Source organism: Polaribacter sejongensis, from assembly GCF_038024065.1.
GTDB classification, from domain to species: domain Bacteria; phylum Bacteroidota; class Bacteroidia; order Flavobacteriales; family Flavobacteriaceae; genus Polaribacter; species Polaribacter sejongensis.
Genome location: NZ_CP150667.1, coordinates 2,058,798 through 2,081,305, shown reverse-complemented (window position 1 = coordinate 2,081,305; position 22,508 = coordinate 2,058,798). Strand labels below are relative to the sequence as shown.

The window sequence follows — 22,508 nt, the reverse complement described above, 5'->3', positions numbered from 1 at the left end:
TAAATAAGAAAAAGTGTATTTTTGCACACTCAAATTTTAAAAAAACAAAAAGATGAAGAAGTTATCAATTTTATTTTTATTGGTATTAACTAGTTTATCCATTAATGGACAAACAGCTGAAGAATTAAAAAAAGAACAAGCTCCTAAAAAAGCAGAAATTGCTAAATTACAAGGAGAGGTAAAAGCATTACAATCAAAAATTGATGCACTTCCAGGATGGAGAAAAGGTGCTTTTGGTACAATTGGAGGTAGTTTTTCTGGTTTTAATAACTGGTATTCTAGAACTGCACCTACAGCAACTGCTGGTAATATAGGTATTACAGTAAATGGTTTTGCTAATTTAATTAAAGAAGATTTTTTCTGGAGAAACTCTGCTGCGGTTAATTTAGGTTGGGTAAAACTAGATGAAGAAGGAGTTCCTGGAGATGAAGATTTTGAAGCTACTACAGATGTATTTACAATTAGCTCTTTATATGGTAAGAGATTAAATAAAAAATGGGCACTTTCTGGTTTAGCAGAATATAGAACCACAATTATAGATAATTTTAACGACCCAGGGTATTTAGATTTAGGTATTGGTACTACTTGGACACCAACAAATAATTTAGTGGTTGTTATACATCCAGGAAACTACAATTTTGTTTTTAGTAGTGGAGATACAGTTTTCGAATCTTCTTTAGGTGCTAAAGTTGTAGCAGATTACACACAGAAATATGGTAAACTAAGTGTAAAGTCTAATTTATCTATGTTTCAAAGCTATGATACATCAGATTTATCTAACTGGACATTTACAAACTCTTTTGCTTATACAATTTGGAAAGGAATTGGAGTTGGTTTTGAGTTAGGTTTACGTCAAAATAAACAAGAAGCTTTAAACAATGCTTTAGATAATGCTGTTGTTCCTACAGCTACTTTTGACAATATAGATAACAAATTACAATCTTACTATTTACTAGGTTTGAGTTATGCTTTTTAAGTAATATCAAATAATATTTTATTTAAACCTCAAGAAGAAATTCTTGAGGTTTTTTATTTTCCTTACTTTTACATTCTAAACCTTTGTTGATGACATTATTAATAATTTTCGCTACCGTTTCTGTTTTCTTTTCATTTTTGTGTTCTATTCTAGAGGCAGTTTTACTTAGTATTACACCAACTTTTATCAACCTAAAAAAGAAAGAAGGGTTAGAGTATGCAATACAGTTAGAGGCGTTAAAGAAAGATGTAGACAAACCCTTAATAGCAATCTTAACAATTAATACAGTTGCACATACTGTAGGGGCTATTTTAGTTGGTGTACAAGCAAAAGTTGCCTATGCAGAAATGTATGGTACTTCTACTAAAACTATTTTGGGTATTAAATTAACAGAAGATGTTATGGTGGGTGTTGTATCTACAATAATGACTATTTTAATTTTAGTTGCATCAGAAATTATCCCTAAAACAATTGGAGCCACTTATTGGAGACAGTTAGCTAATTTTACTACCAAGGCTTTAAATATTATGATTTTTCCTTTAAAATGGACAGGTTTTATTTGGGTTTTACAATTAACTACAAAATTAATTGGAGGCAAAGGACATGGCAGTGTTTTAAGTAGAGAAGGCTTTTTAGTAATGACAGAAATAGCTGAAAAAGATGGGGTTTTTCATGAAAACGAAGGTAAGGTTATTAGAAACTTATTAGGTTTTAAAGGGATTAAAGTAAATGATGTAATGACACCTAGATCTGTTTTAGAAATAGCAGATGAAAGCCAAACGATAGAAACTTTTTATAATGAGCATAAAAAATTACGTTATTCTAGAATTCCTGTTTTTGCTGAAAATCCAGATGAAATTACAGGATATGTTCTAAAGGATAATTTATTTGAAGCAATAATTAGTGGAAAAGGAGCAGAGACCTTAGCTTCTATAAAAAGAAATATTATAATTACAGACAGGGATTTATCGATTGCAGATTTATTTGACAAACTGATTCGACAGAAAGAACATATTGCGTTGGTTGTAGATGAATATGGTTCTGTAAGCGGACTTGTTTCTCAAGAAGATGTAATAGAAACTTTATTAGGTTTAGAGATAATGGATGAAAGTGACTCTGTTGCAGACTTACAAGCTCATGCTAAAAATTCTTGGAAAAACCGAATAAAAAAAATGGGAATAAATGATGATAAAAAGGAGGAATAACTTTTACTTACAAAGTTTATAACACGAGTCCTTTTTAGATATTTACATTAAATAAATAGCCAGCTAAGGCTGTTAATCCCATAGCAGCTGTACCCCAAAAAGTGATTCTTAAAACTGCTTTTTTAATATTAGAACCGCCTGCTTTAGCCGCTAATGCCCCTAAAGTCATTAGAAAAAGTATGGAAGAAGCGTAAATGTAGTATTCTAAATTTTCTAAAGGCAGAAAAAGAGTTACCAAAAAAGGAAGTAGGCCACCAATTGTAAAAGCCGCTCCGGATGCTACTGCAGCTTGAATAGGATTTGCCTGACTAATTTCATTAATACCTAATTCATCTCTAATATGTGCTGCTAACGCATCATTTTCTGTCAATTCTTCAGCAACAATTAATGCTGTTTCTTTTTTAAGTCCTCTCTTTTCGTAGATTCTTGCCAACATTTGTAACTCAAGTTCTGGCATTTCTTCTAATTCTACTTTTTCTCTTTCAATGTCTGCATATTCAATATCTGTTTGAGAACTTACAGAAACATATTCTCCTGCTGCCATAGATAAAGCGCCTGCAACCAAACCAGCTAAAGTTGCTAGAATTACAGGTTCTCTTAAATCACTAGCAGCAGCAACACCAATAGCCAAACTTGCGGTAGATAAAATTCCATCATTTGCTCCTAAAACAGCTGCCCTTAACCAATTACTTCTATGTATATAGTGTTTCTCTAAATGGTCGACTAATTCTGTGGAGCTTTTGTTCATCTCAATGAAGTTTATTTTATCAAATCATAATTATTTACTCTTCTTCTTTATATTCATAATATAAGAAATCGTTATAAGGAAAACGTTGAATATGAATTTTCTTCACTTCTTCGTAGGTTTTCTCTTTAAAGTCTTCTAAATTATCTTTGTTTAAAGCGGATATAAAAATAGAATCTACATCATAATCATTCATCCAAGTTTTTTTCCAATCTTGTAATGTATAATGCTCTTTACCTTTTTCTGTTACAATATCATCTTCATCAATAGTTTCATGAGAATATGCATCAATCTTATTAAAGACCATAACAGAAGGTTTGTCTGCACATTTTATATCTGCTAAAACAGAATTTACAGAAGCAATATGATCTTCGAAATTTGGATGAGAAATATCTACTACATGTAATAATAAATCTGCTTCTCTAACTTCATCTAACGTAGATTTAAAAGATTCTACCAATTGTGTAGGTAGTTTTCTAATAAAACCAACAGTATCTGTTAATAAAAATGGAATGTTCTTAATAACCACTTTTCTAACAGTAGTATCTAAAGTTGCAAATAATTTGTTTTCTGCAAATACATCACTCTTACTAATTACATTCATTAAGGTAGATTTACCAACATTTGTGTAACCAACTAAAGCAACTCTAACCATTTTTCCACGGTTTTTACGTTGCACACCCATTTGTTTGTCAATGGTTTTTAATTTTTGCTTTAAAAGAAAAATCTTATCTCTAATTATACGTCTATCTGTTTCTATTTCTGTTTCTCCAGGTCCACGCATACCAATACCACCCTTTTGCTTGTCAAGGTGTGTCCATAATCTTGTTAAACGTGGTAATAAGTATTGACATTGAGCCAATTCTACTTGTGTTTTTGCAGAGCTTGTTTGTGCTCTTTGTGCAAAAATATCTAAGATTAAGTTGGTTCTATCTAAGATTTTACAATCTAAAACCTTTTCAATATTACGTATTTGAGCAGGAGATAATTCATCATCAAAAATGGCAGTTCCAATATGATTCGATTCAATATAATCTCTAACTTCTTCTAATTTACCAACACCTAAAAAAGTTTTAGGATTTGGTTTTTCCATCTTTTGGACAAAACGTTTTACGGCAACTCCACCTGCAGTAAGCGTTAAAAACTCTAATTCATCTAAGTATTCTGTAGATTGAGTTTCATCTTGTTTCTGAGATATAATTCCAATTAAAACAGCTTTTTCCGATATTACTTCGCGTTCGTCTATCATAGACAACAAAAATACAAAGATTTGATTTGTAAATGCATAAAAAAATCCTCAATAAAATTAAGGATTTTAATAATTAATTCAAATTCAAATTCAATACTTTTTCTTCTTATAGCAGTGGTTTTTAAAGGTTTAATATTCACGCTTATTTTAATCACTGCAAACTTATATTAGAAAAACGTAATTTAGAATACGTTAATGTTAACAAAACATATAATTTAAGTTACGAGTACCAAAAGTTTATTTGTCTATTTTTACGTTTCACAAAAATTAAGTATACATGCAATCATTTTTTTTATCATCTAAAAGGAGTAAAGATATTTTTACTGTTGGTTTTTACAACGTAGAAAATTTATTTGATACAGTAGATGATCCAAAAACTTTTGATGATGATTTTACAGCCAATGGAAAAAATCATTGGAATAATAAACGTTACAGAGACAAGATTAAAAAACTAGGTTCTGTAATTTCTCAATTAGGTAAAGAAAGATCTTATGATGTACCTGCACTTGTTGGTTTGGTAGAGGTAGAAAATGCAAAAGTTGTAAGAGATTTGGTGAATTCTAAAGATTTAAAAAAGCATCATTATGGTTTTGTACATTATGATTCTCCGGATGATAGAGGGATTGATGTAGCACTTTTATACAATAAAGAAGTATTCGAATTGATAGACTCAGAACATTTTCCGTTGTATTTAGAAGGAGATGAAGGAAAGAGAGATTATACAAGAGATATTTTAGTGGTTTCTGGGAATTTAAAAGGAGAATTAGTCCATGTTTTGGTAAATCATTGGCCCTCTAGAAGAGAGGGAATAGAAGAGTCTGAACCAAAAAGAATTGATGCAGCAAAATTAGCAAGAGTAATTATAGCAGGAATACAAGCTAAAAATTATAATGCAAAAATTTTGATTATGGGTGATTTTAACGATGATCCAACCAGTAAATCTATTAAAGAATATTTAGTGACGGATGATTTTTACAATCCGATGGAAAAGATATTGGATAGAAATGCTATTGGTTCTTTAACCTATGAAGGTAAATGGAATTTATTTGATCAGATAATTATTACCAAGAACTTTTTAGATAAAAAAGAAGGTCAAATCTATTTTAAGCATGCGGAAGTTTTTAATAAGAAATGGCTTAAAATATTTAAAGGAAAATTAAAAGGAAGTCCGTTTAGAACGTATATTGGTCCTTGGTATCAAGGAGGTTTTTCAGACCATTTTCCTGTGTATTTGTATTTTAAAAAGGAAGATTAATAGAAATTTGATAGATATAGTCCTTTGGCCTTGTAAACTCTGATACTATTTTTTTGAAATTCACTTGTTGTGGAACGAGCGAGACGCTCGCACTAGCGTTTATGTTTTGTTCCGTTTTCGCTAACGCAAACGTCTCGCTCGTGTGAAAACTGATGCGTTCTTGTTTTTTTAACGCATTCATTTTGGTATACGGTAAAATTATTAAAAGGAGAACTAATTAATCCTTTCCAAAACCTTTAAAAGCGGCCTTTAATTTTTCATCATTTAAAATATACTTCTTGTATTTTCCATCTCTGTATCTGTAGTAAATAAAGAAAGGCATAAATAGAAAAGAAAAGTAAAAGACACCTAAGCCCATTACAATTTGTGCTTTTTCGTGACCTATATTTATAAGGTACATTCCAACTGCCATCCAAATTAAAAAGATGACAAACATTATTTTTAACATTAACTTCATATTGCAAAATTACAAAAGTTATATCTTTAATTGATATATTTTATAGAAATGAACTCAATTTCATTATTTTTGATTGGTTTGCTACTTTTTTCTTGCAATTCACCTAAAAAAGAAACGAATATGGATACTAAAATAGTGATTGCTCACAGAGGTGCTTCTGGTTATTTGCCAGAACATACTATGGAAGCCAAAGCGATGGCGTATGCTATGAATCCTCATTTTATTGAGCAAGATTTGGTGTTGAGTAAAGACAATGTACCTATTGTAATTCATGATATTTATTTAGATGATGTAACGGATGTTGCTGTAAAATTTGCTGATAGAAAAAGAAAAGACAATCGATTTTATGTGATAGATTTTACTTTTGATGAATTGCAAACGCTAAAGGTAACGGAGCGTTTTAATCATGAAACAGGCGAACAGTTTTACCCAAACCGTTACCCGAAGGGAAAAGGGAATTTTAAACTGCATTCTTTTGAAGAAGAAATAGAACTGATACAAGGTTTAAATAAAGCTACTGGAAAGAATATCGGAATTTATCCAGAAATTAAAGAACCAGCTTTTCATCAAAAAGAAGGAAGAAAGATAACCGAAATTGTTTTAGAGATACTTGCTGATTACGGTTACAAAACAAAAAAGGATAATTGCATTTTACAATGTTTTGATGCAGCAGAGCTAGAGAGAATTCGTGTAGCATTAAAATCTGACTTATTTTTGGTGCAATTAATAGAATTTGAAGAAGAAGCAAAACAATTGACACATTTTGCAACGTATGCAGACGGAATAGGTCCTTGGTACAAGCAAATATTAGATAAAAAAGTAGGAGAGAAGTGGCAGTTTACCACATTAGTTTCCGATGCGCATAAATTGGGTTTAAAAGTGCATCCTTATACTTTTAGAGCCGATTCTTTAGATGAGTTCACTACCTTTGACCAGATGATGGAAACACTCTTAATAGAAGCAAATATTGATGGTGCTTTTACAGATTTTCCAGATTTGGTAGTCAATTTTTTAAAAGAAAAGTAATTCAATGAACACTCATTTATATAAAATAAAACACTTTAATAATACTTTAGATCTTTTTTCATCCGAAGAAAAATTATACACATCTAAGTGGTTTATGGATTTTGGGAAGTTTGGTTCTGAGGTTTTTAATTCAGACGATAAAATAATTTATAAGATTACCAAACAATTTCAATTTTGGAAATGGAAAATGGTATTTACCATAAAAAATAGTCAGGACGTTTTAACCGAATTAATTTCTCAGAATAATAGAAAAACCATCTTTTCTATAGATGTTGATGAGGTTACTTATGAAACGAATATCCATTTTAAAAAGAAAATATCGATTCTAAAAAACGGAGAAAAGATTGCAGAAATTGATGAGTCTTTTTCTGATAATGATTTTAAAGACAGTATTAAATTACAGCTTTTAGATAAAAATGATTTAGCCGTTTGTTTCTTATTATTTTCTTGTTTAAAAATAGAAGCAACTGAGCAAGACTATAAAAGTATTATGCCAAGTCAGAAGCAATTAGAGCCTAATGAAGAGCCTTGGAACTAGTGTTTTAATTTTTTTTTAGTGCGAATTTTCTTGATAATAAATTTAGGTATTTTGCACTATTTTTCATAGAATCTTCTAAGTCCTTCGCGTAATTTATAACAGCATCGGTATATTGAATTCCAAAATCTTCTGGTTGTTTTCCGTCTAAATCTATAGCGCCACAAAAAGCAGCAACTTTTATTTTTTTGGCTACTGCGGAAGTCAACACGCCTTGAATTGTTTTGCCAGACATAGTTTGTGTGTCTAGTTTTCCTTCACCAGTAATAATCCAATCTGCACCTTCAATTTGAGCATCAAAATTTGCGATATTTTTTATCAATTGAATACCAGGTTCTAAAGTTCCGTTTAAGAATAATTTACTAGCAATTCCCATTCCACCTGCAGCACCAGCACCTTTTACAGACTGAACATCGATTGTGAAAATAGCATTTAGAATTTCAGGAAAATCTTGTAAGCCTTTATCTAACATTATAATTTCGTCTTTCGAGGCTCCTTTTTGTGAACCATAAACATAGGCTGCACCATTTTTTCCGTATAATGGGTTGGTAACATCGCAAGCTATTTTAAAATCTACAGCGCTTAATTTAGGATGAACATTAGTAACATCTATCGATTTTATATTCGATAAATTTGCGCCAATAGGTTTTACTTTTTTATTATTTTCATCTAAAAACTGATAACCCAAAGCCGTTGCCATTCCTATACCGCAATCGTTGGTTGCACTGCCTCCAATACCTATAATAATAGTTTTAGCACCCTTATTAATCGCTTCAACAATCATTTCTCCTGTACCTAAGGTAGTGGCATTTTTACAATCGAATTGTGCTGGTTTTAAAAGTTTAAGGCCAGAAGCTTCTGCCATTTCAATAAAAGCTGTTTTTGTTTTTTCTGAATAAATGTAAGTTGCATTTATAGTTTCAAAAAAAGGGTTATTCACTTTTACATTTATGGTACGTCCTTTTAGGTAGTATTCTACAATTTCAATAGTACCATCACCACCATCTGCTAGTGGTAATTTAAGAATTTCTGTATTCGGGAATTCTTCTAAAATTCCTTTTTCAACAATAGTGCAAAACTCTAACCCTGTTAAAGAGTTTTTAAATTTATCTGGAGCTAGTACTATTTTCATTTCCCTTCTTTTAATTTATTTAAACAGAAAGAAAGCTATTGTTCTAAATTTTGAGTTAAAAAAAGTAGGAAAATAAGAGCAAATACAATTAGCATAGAAATACCTAATATTTTCCATATTTGTTTATTCTGATGAACTAAATATTTTCCTAAATGGGTATTCCAGAAATATTCTGTCAACACAGCGTAACCTATAACATTCAATATTAAAGTTGTGAAAATAGATTTGGGTAGATAATTTAAAAGTATCGTAGAGCAAAGAGTATATACCAATCCAAAAATAAGAACTTGATTTCTTACTTTGGGCTTGTTCATCTGTTTTAAGTTTTGCATTAGTAAAACAGCACCAAATATGGTGGAAAAGAAAATGGTAAAACCGAGGATTGCATTTTTAGAATATAAAACAGGTACTTCTAATTCTTCAAAAGGACTCTTATTACTTTCTATTTTTTCTTTAGGAATAGGAGACTCAGATGCGGTGCTTTCTGTAGGCGTATCCTCTATAACAATGGTAGGTTTTTCTAATATGTTTCTATCCTCTAGTTCCCAGGTAACAGCTTGCAAAGCTTCTTCTGTATATTTATCTTTTTCAGTGAGAATGGTTGCTAACTCTTTGTTAGATTTTGTTCTCATATTTGTTGAAAAACTATTTTGCCTCATTTTCTTCTATAGTTTTATGACGTAACTTCTATTAGTTTATTTCTGTAAGCCGTTAATAATTTTGATTTAGAGATAAAACCAATATATTTTCCTTCTTTAACAACTGGTAAGTTCCAAGCACCACTTTCTTTAAACTTCCTCATAATATCTGTCATTTTATCTAGACCTATGATAATTATTTCTGGAGGATGCTGCATAATATCTCTAGCAAAAATGGTTTTATATAAGGTTTGATCAAACATAATAGGTCTTAAATCGTCTAGTAAAATAATACCTGTTAGTTTATTATTTTTCTTATTAATTACAGGGAAAATATTTCTGTTAGATTTTACAACTGCTTGTTTAACCATACTTTCTAAATCCATATCTGAATAAACAGGAACAAAATTATTTTCAATAACTCTATTAATATCCATTAAAGTTAAGACAGCATGGTCTTTGTTATGTGTAATTAATTCTCCTTTTCTACCTAACTGCATTGCGTACACAGAATATGGATGTACATATTTAGCTATTAGGTAAGAAATTGTAGCGGTTAGCATTAACGGAATAAAAAGTTCATAGCCTCCAGTTAATTCCGCAATTAAAAAGATAGCAGTTAAAGGAGCATGTAGCACCCCTGCCATTAAGCCAGCCATTCCTACCAAAGTAAAATTACTTTCAGAAACATTAGATAAACCAGTAGTATTAATTATTTTAGAAACACAATTTCCTAAAAGACTTCCCATAAATAAAGTAGGTGCAAAAATACCACCAACTCCACCTGCGCCAAAAGTTAAGGCACTTGCAATCACTTTAAATAAAACTAAGCCAAATAATAAGATAATAACAACCCAAACATTAGTTAAATCTAAGTTCATAAAGTTGTTTTTTAAAGCTTCTTGTGGGTTTCCTGCAATTAAATTATTAATAACCTCAAAACCCTCACCATATAAAGGCGGAATAAAAAAAATTAATACTCCTAAACCAATTCCACCAACTAATAAACGTTTTACTGGAGAGTCTATTTTGTCAAAAAGTTTCTGAATTCTATCATAAACCTCGGTAAAGTAAATAGAAGCTAAGCCTGTTGCTGTTGCTAAAATTAAGTAATAAGGAATGTTGCCAATTGTAAAAACATCCGTTATTTCAAACGGAAGTAAAACATCAGAACCAAAAAAGAAACGAGAGGTTATAATTGCAGATAATGACGCTAAAAGTAAAGGCATCATAGAGGCAATTGTTAAGTCTAAGCTAAATACTTCTATGGCAAAAATAATAGCGGCAATTGGTGCTTTAAATATGGCTGAAAGCGCAGCGGCAGATGCACAACCAATTAATAAGGTTCTTGAAGTCTGATTTAAATGAAACAACCTGGCAACATTAGAGCTAATTGCTGCACCTGTTGCAACAGTTGGTCCCTCTAGTCCAACAGAACCACCAAAACCAACGGTAATTGGCGCTGTTAAAATAGAACCAAACATTTGGTAACGCTTCATAATTCCTTTTCTTTTGGAAATAGCATATAGCGTAGAAGGAATACCGTGACTTACCTTGTTTCTAATCACATATTTTATGATAAAATATACAATTGTTAAACCAATAATCGGAAAAAGAAAGTAAAAAGCATGGTGATAATCTCTTACCAGATTTCCTTCTAAAAGATGCTGAAAAAAGTGTGTTAAATTTTTTAAAATAACAGCTCCAAAACCTGCTAAAAAACCAACAAGGATGCTAAGTATGTATATGAATTGCTTTTCAGAGATGTATTTATATCTCCAAATTAATATTTTTCTGTAAATGTTTTTTGTTGTTGGCACTTGTTTTATCGATAAAAAATTATTTATAAATTAGTTTTTTTCTTGATGCTTTACATCCTTTAATAAGTCCATCGCAAAGTAGGTTATTAAAACGCCTACAAAAATAATACAAACCCACATAAAAAAAGCCGTTTCCCAAAAAGGTTTCTCTTTTATAATTACAGGTGTTGCTTTGGTTTTAATAAAATTATTTACGGATACTTCTTCTTCTATAATTGATGTTTTTTCTGATATAAAATTACCTAAGTCATAAAAAGGTTTAGAGAAGGTAGTATCTATTATTAGTTGATATTGTTCCTTCTTTTTTAAGTCAGATATAATATAAACAGGCTTTTGTAATAAGGTAATATTCGTAATTTCTAGACTAGGGTTATCTTTATTTTCGATTTCTATAATAAATTCTTTTTCATTTAAATTATTTAAGAAAAAGGTGTTTTCTGTTTTAGAACTTAACTGAAAGTTAGAAATTACTTGTTGATCAATTTCTACTCTTTTCTTTATTTTACGTTCTTTATTTATAATTAGTTTTGCATTACGTTGATAAAAAGCGGTGTTAATATCAAATGAAATACTATTAATTTCATGAGATTTGTTAGCTGTAAATTTAATCTGTGTAACCTTTCTGTCTTTTAAAAGTGTAATTTTCTGACTATAATCTGTAAGTGTAATTGGTGCTTCAGAAAAATAGTTGTTGATGTATTTACCAACACCCAAAATGTTTATTGGTAAAGAATTTTTATCGTTAAAGGCTATTTTTAAGAACTGATACGTTGTTGTTGGGAAGTCTATCCTTTTTTCTAGGGATGATTTATTGGCAACGTTCTTAAAGTATAGACTGTTGTTAGATGTAATTCCAAACCATGTTTTGGCGTCATTGCTTCCATAAAGATGATATGTTTTAGAAATATCTGTATTCGCAACCTGAAGAATAAGGTTTGTTAATTTTTCGTTCGTTTTATTTTCTAGAATAACAGCAGTAATAGAATCTTTAATTCTTTCGTTTGATAAAATTTTGATAGGTGAAAAAGTAGAAAATAATTGATCTGAATGATATTTTAAAACATAAGGCACTTCTTTGTTTGCGCTATCTTTTATTCTAATAAAATTAAAATTATTTTTACTTGCAGACCTTATTTCTGGAGTCAACATTATTTTATGTAAACCGTCTTTTTCAACACTGTTTAAAGAGCCTTTATAATTCTGACTAAAACAAGTTAGTCCGATAAAAAAAACGATTAAAAAGCTATATCTCTTCATCTTCTTGAGTTTTGTCATTTACTAATTTTTTAATTTTCTGATACACAAACGAAATAATCAAGATTAAAACACCTAATAATATAAAGGCGACTATTTTTCCTGTTTCAGAAGCATTTTTAATATCGTACGCAAATAGTTTTATAATGGTTATTCCTAATAAAGAAAGTGCAATAATTCTTAAGTTTTTCCACTGTTTCTTAATTCCGATAATTAAGAATATAAAGGAGAAAATTCCCCATAAAATAGGATACCCAATTTTAATTATTTGGTCTTGTACTGCATCTATTTTGTTATCTATAATATCGTATTTTGAGTAATCATTTGTTTGTGCATTTAACTCAGTAATAATTGATGAATTATCAGAAAAATGAACTCCATGTACCATCACTTCATTACTTAATGTGTACACAATAGCAAATACAAATACCCAAGGCAGCCATTTACTTTGTTTCGGTTTTATGTTAAATAAAGTAGTTGTCTTTTTAAATAATTGAACTCCAAAATAAATAAGACATGCTAAAATTATATAATGCAAATAGAAAGCATAATTGCTATGTATAGAAAGGGCAAGGTTTTCTGCAACTTCATCTGTTGGTAGCTTGTAGAAGTTACCTATATAAACGAAAATTGAAATGCAACTGATTAATAAGATTGCTTTTTCTATGTTTTTCTGCTTTAATTTTTCTGTAAAAAATAGTAAGAGTGCCACAAATACAAAATGATATGCAACAGGAAAAGATAATGCAGATGCAGTGTTTTCTAAAAATTGATGAGCCTGATAATCAATTTCTAAAGCACCTGTAAAATACGCAACTAAAACAAAAGCAATAAATACAATTTTCTTGTAAACGTTTATCTTTAAAGTGAAATATTTAGTAACCATATTTCCTTCTTTTTTTAATAACCAATAGGTTAAAAATAGAGAGACACTAACTACAAAACCAGCTATAAATAACGGATTAAAAACTACCGATAATTCTTCTGAATACGCGTACAATTCCCAATCTAGCAGCAAACTAATAATAGATAAAACTTGTACTATAATTGCACCAAATTTAAAAGATTCAATTTTAGATTTTTTAGATAACCAAAATAATAAAACTACTTCTGCAGCCCAGAAAAGAGTAATCTGGTTTCCGTTAAACTGAATAGGAATGGTTAACGTAACAAATGTTAGTGCCAAACCAATTAGAATATAAATGGCGTTTTTGTCTAAACCGAATTTCTTATACAAAATAGTTGCATAAGCTACATTGTAAACTGCCAATAATAACGTAAATAATCCTGTGAAGTTAGACTCTAAATCTTTAAGAATTAACATTCCAATTCCGAAGAAAATAAATGTATTTGCTATTAAAATAAAATATTCAATTTTAGAAAATACACCTTTATTTTTTAAGTTATTTAAAACAATAGTAAGACTAAAAATAAAGTAAAAAATGGTAGCAAAAGTTAAAGCGCCATTATGTTCAAAATTATCTTTATTGATATTTAATAAACACCAACTACCAAATAAAATAATAGTAAAAGCAAAATCTACAATGGTTGCTATTTTCCACTTTTTAAAATAAGAAATAGCAAGAATACCTAAATTTAAAATACCGATATAACTAAATAACACCACATAATTTCCTTCTCCAGTACTTAGCATAAAAGGAGCTGCAAAACCACCAATTAAAGATAAGATTGCTAATTCTTGTCTGTTATAAGAAACGGAAACTAAGGCACTAAAAGCCGTAATTACTGCCATAATACAAAAAGCAACGGTCTGACTAAATAATTGGTATTCATGGAAAGCAATATAAATAGTAAGATAAAAAACACTAATTGCTCCGGCTACTAAAACAGAACTAAAGGAAGCATAATTTTTCTTTAATTTATGTGCAATCATCATAATTAAAGATCCACATAAAACACCAATTCCTACTCTTGCAGGTTCGTTAATCCAATCTTTATCAATAGCAAACTTTACAAAGAAACTAATTCCTAAAACAAGAATTAAAACTCCTATTTTGTTAATTAAGTTTTCTCCAATAAACTTCTCTAAATCTGGGTTTTTTTCTTTAAAAGCGGCTATCCAAGATTTTTTAGGAATCGCTTTTTCTTTCTTTTTCTCTTCTTTTGTATTTAATTTTTTATCAACAACTATTGGCGCAATTTTAGCATCAGTATTTAAAATAGGTTTTACTACTTCTGGTATTTCAGAAACAAAAATAATAGGTTCCTCTTTTGCTATAACTATTGTTTTTTCTAAAGGTTCCGGTTCTTTTTTAGAAACAGGTTCACTTTTAGTTTTTATAACCTCTTCCTTCTCTTCTTGTTTAAAAGTAGATTTTTGCTGTAGGTGTTGTAATTTATCATCTAATTGAAAAACAGAAGTTTGTAAATCTTTCAATTTAGAACTAATTTTTTTGTTTGTAATTAGTAGATAAATAACGATAAAAAGGAGTAGTACTATTTCCATACTTAAGAACATATTTTTTCTAGAATTAGAATAAAGTTAAGTGTTGCGTAGTCTTTATTTTTGTGATGATAAAATATCGGTTCCTAAATAACCATCATCTTTATTATAATACCAAGCTCTATTTTTGGGCATTTTAATATTGTTGATTGTTTCTAAACCAGAAAGTAAAATGTATTCGCCACTATCTTTTTTCTCTTTAAAAAACTGATACACTTCCATCGCATACGTGCTTGGATCAAAATAAAAGTACCAAGTATCCTTGCCAACTTCTTTAGAATACGTTGCTTTTAAAACCAAATATTCTTTTCCTTTAAATGTTTTCTTTGCTACTTTTTGATCAATAATTGTACCTTCATCCTTTAACTTCATCGGTAAACCGAACAAATACGTATAATAATTTTTATACATTTTGGCACGTTCAGCATTTAAATTAAATTTCTTTTTAATTGCTTCAGACAGATTGTTATCACCATTAAAAGTAAAACTAGAAATGCCTTTGTCTACAGTGTATTCTGTAGTAATTGTGTCTCTAGTTGCTTTTACAGAAAAATATTCTTTGGGTAAATTAATGCCTATTTTACTTTTTCTACTCGATTTTTCAGGAATTTCCATGGTAACAAAAAGTGTTCCATTAAAGGTATCCCAATTTCCGTTCGGATCATGAAATTGAATTGATTTTTCTAACAATTCATCACCTGTAATTTCTTGAGAAAAAGAAGCGATAGAAGTAAAAAGGAGTAAGAATATAATTAGTCTTTTCATAGCGGAAAGGATTAAAAAATCCCGCAAAAGCGGGATTTAAATTATTTATTTTTGAATGTTTAATTTCAAGCTTAATTCTTTTAGTTGATCATCATCAATAAATGCAGGCGCATCAATCATAACATCTCTACCAGAATTATTTTTAGGGAATGCAATAAAATCACGAATTGTTTCTTGTCCGCCTAAAATAGCAACCAATCTATCCAATCCAAAAGCCAATCCACCGTGAGGAGGCGCTCCGTATTCAAAAGCATCCATTAAGAAACCAAACTGCGCTCTAGCATCTTCTTCAGAAAAACCTAAATGTTTTAACATAGTTGCTTGCATTTGCTTGTCGTGAATTCTAATAGAACCACCACCAATTTCGTTTCCGTTTAAAACCAAATCGTACGCATTAGCTTTCACTGCTCCAGGATCTGTGTCTAACAGTTCCATTTGCCCAGGTTTTGGAGAAGTAAACGGGTGATGCATTGCATGGTAATGCCCAGTTTCTTCATCTAATTCTAATAAAGGAAAATCTATTACCCAAAGCGGAGCAAATACTTTAGGATCTCTTAAGCCTAAACGTTCTGCTAATTCCATACGTAAAGCAGATAATTGTGCTCTAACTTTATTTGTTTCACCAGATAAAACACACACTAAATCACCAGGTTTTGCACCCGTAATTTCTGCCCATTTTGCTAAATCTTCTTGATCGTAGAATTTATCTACAGAAGATTTAAAAGATCCATCTTCGTTTACACGCGCATAAATCATTCCTAAAGCACCAACTTGCGGACGTTTTACCCACTTAATAATATTGTCTATTTCTTTTCTTGTATATGCATTTCCTCCAGGTACAGCAATACCAACTACCAATTCTGCGCTATTAAAAACACCAAAATCTTTATGTTGTGTAACTGCGTTTAACTCGCCAAATTCCATTCCAAAACGGATATCTGGTTTGTCGTTTCCATACAATTTCATTGCATCGTCATATAACATTCTCGGGAATTTCTCCACCTCAACATTATTTACTTCCTTTAGTAAGTGACGCGTTAATCCTTCAAAAATATTTAAAATATCTTCTTGCTCCACAAATGCCATTTCACAGTCAATCTGTGTAAATTCTGGCTGTCTGTCTGCACGTAAATCTTCATCTCTAAAGCATTTTACAATCTGAAAATATTTATCCATTCCACCAACCATCAACAGTTGTTTAAAGGTTTGTGGAGATTGAGGTAACGCATAAAATTGACCTTCATTCATACGAGAAGGAACCACAAAATCTCTTGCGCCTTCTGGCGTAGATTTTATTAAATAAGGTGTTTCAACTTCAATAAATTCAGCATCAGATAAATACTTTCTAACTTCCATTGCCACTTTATGACGGAAAATTAAACTGTCTTTTACCGGATTTCTACGGATATCTAAATATCTGTATTTCATTCTAATATCTTCACCACCGTCCGTTTTATCTTCAATTGTAAAAGGAGGCGTAACAGATGCGTTTAAAATTTCTAACTTAGAAACCAACACTTCTACAGCACCCGTATCCATTTTAGAATTCTTAGCTTCACGCTCAATAACAGTACCAGTAACTTGTATTACAAACTCTCTACCTAAAGACTTTGCTTTTTCAATCATTTCTTTTGGCGTACGCTCTTCATCAAAAATAAGTTGCGTAATTCCGTATCTATCACGTAAATCTACCCAAACCATAAACCCTTTATCACGGCTTTTTTGTACCCAACCTGCTAAGGTTACCTCTGTATTTATATGCGATGCTCTTAACTCGCCACAAGAATGACTTCTATACATTTCTTTATTTTTATATTCTTATCTGCCATTTTCTAAAAGGCAGAAGTCTCATTAATTGAAGCTGTAAAAATAATCATTTTCTATTGAATATGAGTTTTTTGGGCGTTCATTTCTAAAGAGAAATATCCCGCTTTCCGCACTCGCTTTTTTTATTCCGAAAAAGAATAAAAAAGAGCTCAAACATTATTTTATACTGAGCGTAGTCGAAGTACTGCAATCGGTAACGCAAAATCCGTCTAATGCTCTTTATTTATGTAACGTATTGGTGCCTTTTTTTATAGATAAAGCTATTACACGTATCAATTTTTTTTATGAAATAAGAATTTTAAAAAGGACAATATTACGTGTAAAGCAACTTAATCTAAAATTATGAAATTAAATTTAAAATATTGATAATGAGTATTTAAGTTTAAAATGATGTGGCAGTATGACGAAAAAATGTTATCTTAAGGAATTGGAAAAATGAAAAGTTCAGACTAAAATAAATGTTTCCTATTTATTGAGATTACAAATATGCATTAGAAGGTCTGTATTAGTCATATAGAAAGTATAATCTTTTAAAATAGCATCTCATGAAAAAATTAGTCATCACACTTATAATTATTCTGTGTAGTTTTTCTATAAAGGCACAAAATCCGAATCTTGTTGGCAGCTGGCTTATAACCAAAGTAGAATCAGCTAACAATACGGAACATCCATTTAAGATTATAGAGTTTGCAAAAGGCGGAAAAACATTGATGAAAGGTAAATTGGTTGCAATTTGGCGTTACAATAGTAAAAGGAATGAAATTAAAATGAGATCTAATGTTGAGGTAGATTTTAATGGCATCAGTAAAATTGTAAGCAGTACCAACAAAGAGCTTGTATTAGAAAAAGAGGGCATAAGTACAACCTATTTAAAGTTGAATTTTAATGAGATTGCTAAAGAAAATGCAGAGTCTAAATTCATCGGAACATGGACCATAGTAAATGATTTTGAGGATACTCAATTGCTAAAAATGGAACTACCAGATACTTTTTCATTTTCTACAATTTCTTCAATAGGAAAATTAAAATCAACAATAAATGGTACTTGGATGTACAACTCTAAAGAAAAAGCAATCACTTTTATAGGCGAATCTAAATTGTTAAGGGGGAAAAGTTTTCTAAAAGAACAATCAGAAAATACATTTATACTAAATAAAAGCGGAAAAGAAATCACAGCTAAAAAAGAAAAAATTGCTGCAAAAGATATTTCATCCACTAGTTTAGAACGTTTAACTTTTAATATTAATAATTTTCCAGCAAGATCAAACGAAAGTTCTCCTTGGTCAGATTTTGATTCTTTATTAGTCAAATTAGAACATGTAAACTATTTAAAGTATAAACGAAGTATGTTAATACCAAGCACAAAAAGTTTTAAAGAAGATATTTTACTGTCTAAAATCACTATTAATAAAGAAAGAAAAAGTATCACCTTAGATAATTTAATCATTACCGAAAAGGACACTCTAAAAGATACTGAAAGTTTTAAAGGAGGTCTATTAAATATGAAAAATGATTTTTTTCCTCAAGAAGATCTAGGCCCGTTTAGAGTAATAGCCACAGAAACGATAAAAGTGTTTGCAGGAGAATTTAAATGTAAAGTTGTGGAAGGTTTTTACGGAGAAGCAAAACTTAAATATTGGATGATTATAGACAAACCAGGTGTTTACGCTAAGGTAATTCGTGAAAACATAAACATTTTTGATAAGTTAGATTATCAAATACTAGAGTTGATAGAATTAAAATAAGAGTAATAAATAGTTTATGTTTTTGTCGTTTAAATCACTTTCTAAAAAAGAGACAACTTATGTAAGTGCCACTATTTCTGTAAAAGTCTATTTAAATTCAACTATTTGTTTTTGAGTCCAATTTGAAACCTTAAATTTGAAACTTGAAACCGAAACAATGAGCAAATTATATTTAGTGCCTACTCCAATAGGTAATTTAGAAGACATGACTTTTAGAGCAATAAGAATTCTAAAAGAAGTAGATTTTATTTTAGCAGAAGATACACGTACAAGTGGTAAACTTTTAAAACACTTTGAGATTGCTACACAAATGCACAGTCACCACATGCATAACGAGCACAAGTCTTTAAAAGGAGTTGTACAAAGAATACAAAACGGAGAAACTTGTGCCTTAATATCAGATGCCGGAACACCTGCAATTTCAGATCCTGGTTTCTTACTAACCAGAGCTTGTGTAGAAAATAATATAGAGGTGGATTGTTTACCTGGAGCAACTGCTTTTGTACCCGCTTTAGTAAATTCTGGTTTGCCAAATGACAAGTTTGTGTTCGAAGGTTTTTTACCAGTAAAAAAAGGAAGACTAACACGTTTTTTACTATTGGCAGAAGAAACAAGAACCATGATTTTTTACGAATCTCCACATAAATTAGTAAAAACGTTAGGGCATTTTGTAGAGTATTTTGGTGCTGACAGACAGGTTTCTGTAAGTAGAGAATTAACAAAAATGTTCGAAGAAACGATTAGAGGAACTGCAACTGAAGTTTTAGCACATTATACTGCAAAACCACCAAAAGGTGAAATTGTGGTTATTGTAGAAGGGAAGAAGTAGATATTTTACTTACCTCAGGCCTCACAGGTTTTTAAAACCTGTGAGGTCTTTGAACAACATTTATCCATTTTTTATTGAAATCAAAAATGTCATTTCGAAATGAGTTTTTTAACGATTGAGAAATCTATAGATTCATTTTTGTAATATTACCTTTATCCTAAAAGGGTGTACCTATTTCTAAAGAATCAACCAAATTATTTCTAGAAACCAAATAATGAAAAGTAAAATAAGCTTTATCATTTTATTAAATTATCAGCCAAAGGCTGAGGTTTTTATTATTGTTTAAATAAAAAAGAAATTAATCTTCTTCAATATCAAACAAATACTCTACAGTTACCTCAAAAAGACGCGCCATTTTAATTGCTAAAGTTACAGACGGATTAAATTTATTATTTTCTATTGCATAAATAGTTTGTCTAGAAACATCAACCTTTTTTGCTAAATCAGCTTGAGTTAAATTATGTCTTGCACGCTCTACTTTTATTAAGTTTTTCATTTAGTAAATACGTTTTTTAAGTGCGAAAATTATGAGATAAAACCAAAGAAAAAGAATAATAAAATAATCTAAGGTTAACTTTATCTCTTCTGAAATTGAATAAGAAATTATAGTTATTGCTAATCCAATGAAAGACGTTAATTGAAATGATTCTAGTCGTAATTTATTGATATAATCATCTTCTATTTTTTCCCTAGACATTAAATATATAACCATACCTAGAATTGAGCCAATCTCTAATAGGTGAATAACTGAATTGGAAAATAAGTTTTCAAAATAATTAAATTTTGTGGCATCTAGTGCTCCAGTAAATCCCATCATAAAATCCTTATAGCCAGAAATTATAAAACCAACAGTAAATATTAATAATCCTAACTTTTTACACCAATTGGGTAACATTTTAATTTTCATAATGCTATTATTTTTATACAAATGTAAACAATACTTTACATTAAAATAATAAAAGTTGTCTTTTTTTGTTGTTTATGTTTGACGAATTAAAAAAAATAAGTGACCATCCAACAACTCAAAACAAAACTAAAAGTAAGTCCAATAGAAAATAATTTCACAGAAATACTGTAAAAAATTAAGAATTTCTATAATTTTACGACAAACACTTTTACAGGTATAATTATCAAAAAATATAATAAGAATGAATTACAGGAAATTAGGAAAAACGAACTTAAACATCTCAGAAATAAGTTTAGGAACCTGGCAAGTTGGTGGAAAATGGGGAAGTGACTTTAGTTTCTCGAATGCAGAAAAAATTATTAATACAGCCATTGATAATGGAATTAATTTTATTGATACTGCAGATGTTTATAGTGATAGATTAAGTGAAAAAGTGGTCGGTGAAATTGTACGTGCAAGTTCTGAAGAAGTATTTATTGCTACAAAATGTGGTCGTCAATTAAATCCTCATGTAAATGCATCATACACAACTGCTGCTTTAAGAAAATTTGTGGAAGATAGTTTATCTAATTTAGGCGTTGATAGAATTGATTTAATTCAATTACATTGTCCTCCAACAGAAGTATACAGTCGTCCAGAAATTTTTGGTTTATTTGATGATTTAACTACAGAAGGTAAAATTAGAAATTACGGAGTAAGTGTAGAGAAAGTTGAGGAAGCTTTAAAAGCAATAGAATTTGAAGGAGTAAGTACTGTTCAACTTGTCTTTAATATGTTTCGTCAAAAACCGAGTGAAATATTTTTTGAAGAAGCAAAGAAAAAAAATGTTGGACTTATAGCTCGTGTTCCATTGGCTAGTGGTTTGTTAACAGGGAAATTCACTAAAACAACAACGTTTAACAAAGAAGATCATAGATTCTTTAACCGTGACGGAGCTGCCTTTGATAAAGGAGAAACGTTTTCTGGTATAGATTATAATTTAGGTTTACAGGCTGTAGAAGAGTTAAAAACAATTTTTAATGAAGACGAAAGTCTTGTGCATAAAGCATTACAATGGATTTTGTCTTTTAATGAAATAAGTTGTGTAATTCCTGGAGCTTCTAGCGTAGAGCAATTAGTTTCTAACTTAAATACAAGTAGTATAAGTCCGATTTCGGATACCCAATTAGCGCAAACAAAAAGTATTTACGATAAATATATTAAAGCAGAAGTGCAAGATTTATGGTAAAATAGTTAGAACAAACCTAAATAGAATTAAACATTTTACAATCTTTAGATATGATAATACAAGAGTTTAAAACAAAACTAAAAGCAAATCCAACTTCAATCTTATTTGCAGATACGATGCAAGTAATTGAGGACAATTACAATTTTACTCCAACATCTTTTACAAACGGAGATATCAAAAACAAAGCAGGAGAGAATTCTGGTTCATGTAAGTTATTTGCATTTGCTAAAATTCAAAAAATGACAAAAGAAGAAGCTTTATTTTGTTTTGGAGAACACTATAAAAATGTTTTAGAAGATGAAAATGGAGACTCTCACCAAAATATCAGAAATTTTATGAAGTCTGGTTTTGAAGGTTTGTCTTTTGAAAAAGAAGCTTTAGAGTTAAAGTAAGATTTTTTTAGAGTTCGATTGTCATTTCGAAATGAGCTTTTCGCCTTTCGACTCCGCTC

General features: G+C 30.1%; 21 protein-coding genes. 9 read left to right on the top strand and 12 right to left on the bottom strand.

Translation table 11 applies throughout. The features are described from left to right. Positions 1-52: 52 nt before the first annotated feature. The gene (locus tag WHD08_RS08660) at positions 53-976 is read left to right on the top strand and encodes a DUF3078 domain-containing protein (protein ID WP_165733063.1); all 924 of its coding nucleotides are present in this window, start codon (positions 53-55) and stop codon (positions 974-976) included. Positions 977-1,065: 89 nt separating this feature from the next. After that, positions 1,066-2,181, top strand: coding sequence for a CNNM domain-containing protein (locus tag WHD08_RS08655; RefSeq protein ID WP_208891099.1), 1,116 nt, complete (start codon positions 1,066-1,068; stop codon positions 2,179-2,181). A gap of 34 nt (positions 2,182-2,215) precedes the next feature. Here the strand turns inward: WHD08_RS08655 and WHD08_RS08650 are convergent, their stop codons facing one another. Continuing rightward, a complete protein-coding gene (locus tag WHD08_RS08650) occupies positions 2,216-2,929 on the bottom strand; it encodes a VIT1/CCC1 transporter family protein (RefSeq protein ID WP_208891100.1) in 714 nt (237 codons plus the stop codon). Between the two features lie 34 nt (positions 2,930-2,963). Continuing rightward, entirely contained in the window at positions 2,964-4,175 is a 1,212-nt protein-coding gene (gene hflX / locus WHD08_RS08645; protein ID WP_208891101.1) for a GTPase HflX, read from the bottom strand. Positions 4,176-4,452: 277 nt separating this feature from the next. On the opposite strand from hflX, the gene WHD08_RS08640 reads away from it, so the two are divergent. Continuing rightward, positions 4,453-5,430: an endonuclease gene (locus WHD08_RS08640; protein WP_208891102.1), complete on the top strand. Its 978-nt coding sequence runs from the start codon at positions 4,453-4,455 to the stop codon at positions 5,428-5,430. Between the two features lie 217 nt (positions 5,431-5,647). Here WHD08_RS08640 and WHD08_RS08635 read toward each other — a convergent pair whose 3' ends face one another. Beyond that, the gene (locus tag WHD08_RS08635; protein WP_208891103.1) at positions 5,648-5,887 is read right to left on the bottom strand and encodes a hypothetical protein; all 240 of its coding nucleotides are present in this window, start codon (positions 5,885-5,887) and stop codon (positions 5,648-5,650) included. 48 nt (positions 5,888-5,935) lie between these two features. Here WHD08_RS08635 and glpQ point away from each other — a divergent pair, with 48 nt between their 5' ends. After that, on the top strand, positions 5,936-6,913 hold the full coding sequence (gene glpQ, locus WHD08_RS08630) for a glycerophosphodiester phosphodiesterase (protein WP_208891104.1): 978 nt from the start codon (positions 5,936-5,938) through the stop codon (positions 6,911-6,913). 4 nt (positions 6,914-6,917) lie between these two features. Then, positions 6,918-7,451 (top strand): hypothetical protein, encoded by a 534-nt coding sequence (locus tag WHD08_RS08625; RefSeq protein WP_208891105.1) that lies wholly within the window; start codon positions 6,918-6,920, stop codon positions 7,449-7,451. A gap of 4 nt (positions 7,452-7,455) precedes the next feature. Here WHD08_RS08625 and WHD08_RS08620 read toward each other — a convergent pair whose 3' ends face one another. The 7 genes from WHD08_RS08620 to aspS are packed head-to-tail and all read right to left on the bottom strand — an operon-like array spanning position 7,456 to position 17,321. Beyond that, on the bottom strand, positions 7,456-8,580 hold the full coding sequence (locus tag WHD08_RS08620) for a glycerate kinase (protein ID WP_208891106.1): 1,125 nt from the start codon (positions 8,578-8,580) through the stop codon (positions 7,456-7,458). 35 nt (positions 8,581-8,615) lie between these two features. Next, a complete protein-coding gene (locus WHD08_RS08615; protein WP_244183337.1) occupies positions 8,616-9,212 on the bottom strand; it encodes a hypothetical protein in 597 nt (198 codons plus the stop codon). 41 nt (positions 9,213-9,253) lie between these two features. Next, positions 9,254-11,038 (bottom strand): chloride channel protein, encoded by a 1,785-nt coding sequence (locus WHD08_RS08610; protein ID WP_208891108.1) that lies wholly within the window; start codon positions 11,036-11,038, stop codon positions 9,254-9,256. 30 nt (positions 11,039-11,068) lie between these two features. Further along, positions 11,069-12,313, bottom strand: a complete 1,245-nt coding sequence (locus WHD08_RS08605) for a hypothetical protein (RefSeq protein WP_340833803.1) — start codon at positions 12,311-12,313, stop codon at positions 11,069-11,071. Then, positions 12,282-14,759 (bottom strand): DUF2339 domain-containing protein, encoded by a 2,478-nt coding sequence (locus tag WHD08_RS08600; RefSeq protein WP_208891110.1) that lies wholly within the window; start codon positions 14,757-14,759, stop codon positions 12,282-12,284. Before WHD08_RS08600 ends, WHD08_RS08605 begins: the two co-directional genes overlap by 32 nt. Before the next feature lie 54 nt (positions 14,760-14,813). Then, the gene (locus tag WHD08_RS08595) at positions 14,814-15,521 is read right to left on the bottom strand and encodes a DUF6503 family protein (RefSeq protein WP_208891111.1); all 708 of its coding nucleotides are present in this window, start codon (positions 15,519-15,521) and stop codon (positions 14,814-14,816) included. Positions 15,522-15,566: 45 nt separating this feature from the next. Further along, positions 15,567-17,321: an aspartate--tRNA ligase gene (gene aspS / locus WHD08_RS08590; RefSeq protein ID WP_208891112.1), complete on the bottom strand. Its 1,755-nt coding sequence runs from the start codon at positions 17,319-17,321 to the stop codon at positions 15,567-15,569. Between the two features lie 572 nt (positions 17,322-17,893). On the opposite strand from aspS, the gene WHD08_RS08585 reads away from it, so the two are divergent. Beyond that, positions 17,894-19,093, top strand: a complete 1,200-nt coding sequence (locus tag WHD08_RS08585) for a hypothetical protein (protein WP_208891113.1) — start codon at positions 17,894-17,896, stop codon at positions 19,091-19,093. 157 nt (positions 19,094-19,250) lie between these two features. Beyond that, positions 19,251-19,922, top strand: coding sequence for a 16S rRNA (cytidine(1402)-2'-O)-methyltransferase (gene rsmI, locus WHD08_RS08580; protein WP_165733043.1), 672 nt, complete (start codon positions 19,251-19,253; stop codon positions 19,920-19,922). A 298-nt stretch (positions 19,923-20,220) separates the two neighbouring features. On the opposite strand, the gene WHD08_RS08575 is transcribed toward rsmI, so the two are convergent. Both WHD08_RS08575 and WHD08_RS08570 read right to left on the bottom strand, forming a co-directional pair. Further along, on the bottom strand, positions 20,221-20,418 hold the full coding sequence (locus tag WHD08_RS08575) for a helix-turn-helix transcriptional regulator (protein WP_165733042.1): 198 nt from the start codon (positions 20,416-20,418) through the stop codon (positions 20,221-20,223). Then, positions 20,419-20,829 (bottom strand): hypothetical protein, encoded by a 411-nt coding sequence (locus WHD08_RS08570; RefSeq protein WP_208891114.1) that lies wholly within the window; start codon positions 20,827-20,829, stop codon positions 20,419-20,421. It lies immediately after the preceding gene. A 241-nt stretch (positions 20,830-21,070) separates the two neighbouring features. On the opposite strand from WHD08_RS08570, the gene WHD08_RS08565 reads away from it, so the two are divergent. Then, entirely contained in the window at positions 21,071-22,057 is a 987-nt protein-coding gene (locus WHD08_RS08565) for an aldo/keto reductase (protein ID WP_165733040.1), read from the top strand. Positions 22,058-22,107: 50 nt separating this feature from the next. Beyond that, positions 22,108-22,449, top strand: a complete 342-nt coding sequence (locus tag WHD08_RS08560) for a HopJ type III effector protein (RefSeq protein ID WP_208891115.1) — start codon at positions 22,108-22,110, stop codon at positions 22,447-22,449. The last annotated feature ends 59 nt before the right edge of the window (positions 22,450-22,508 follow it).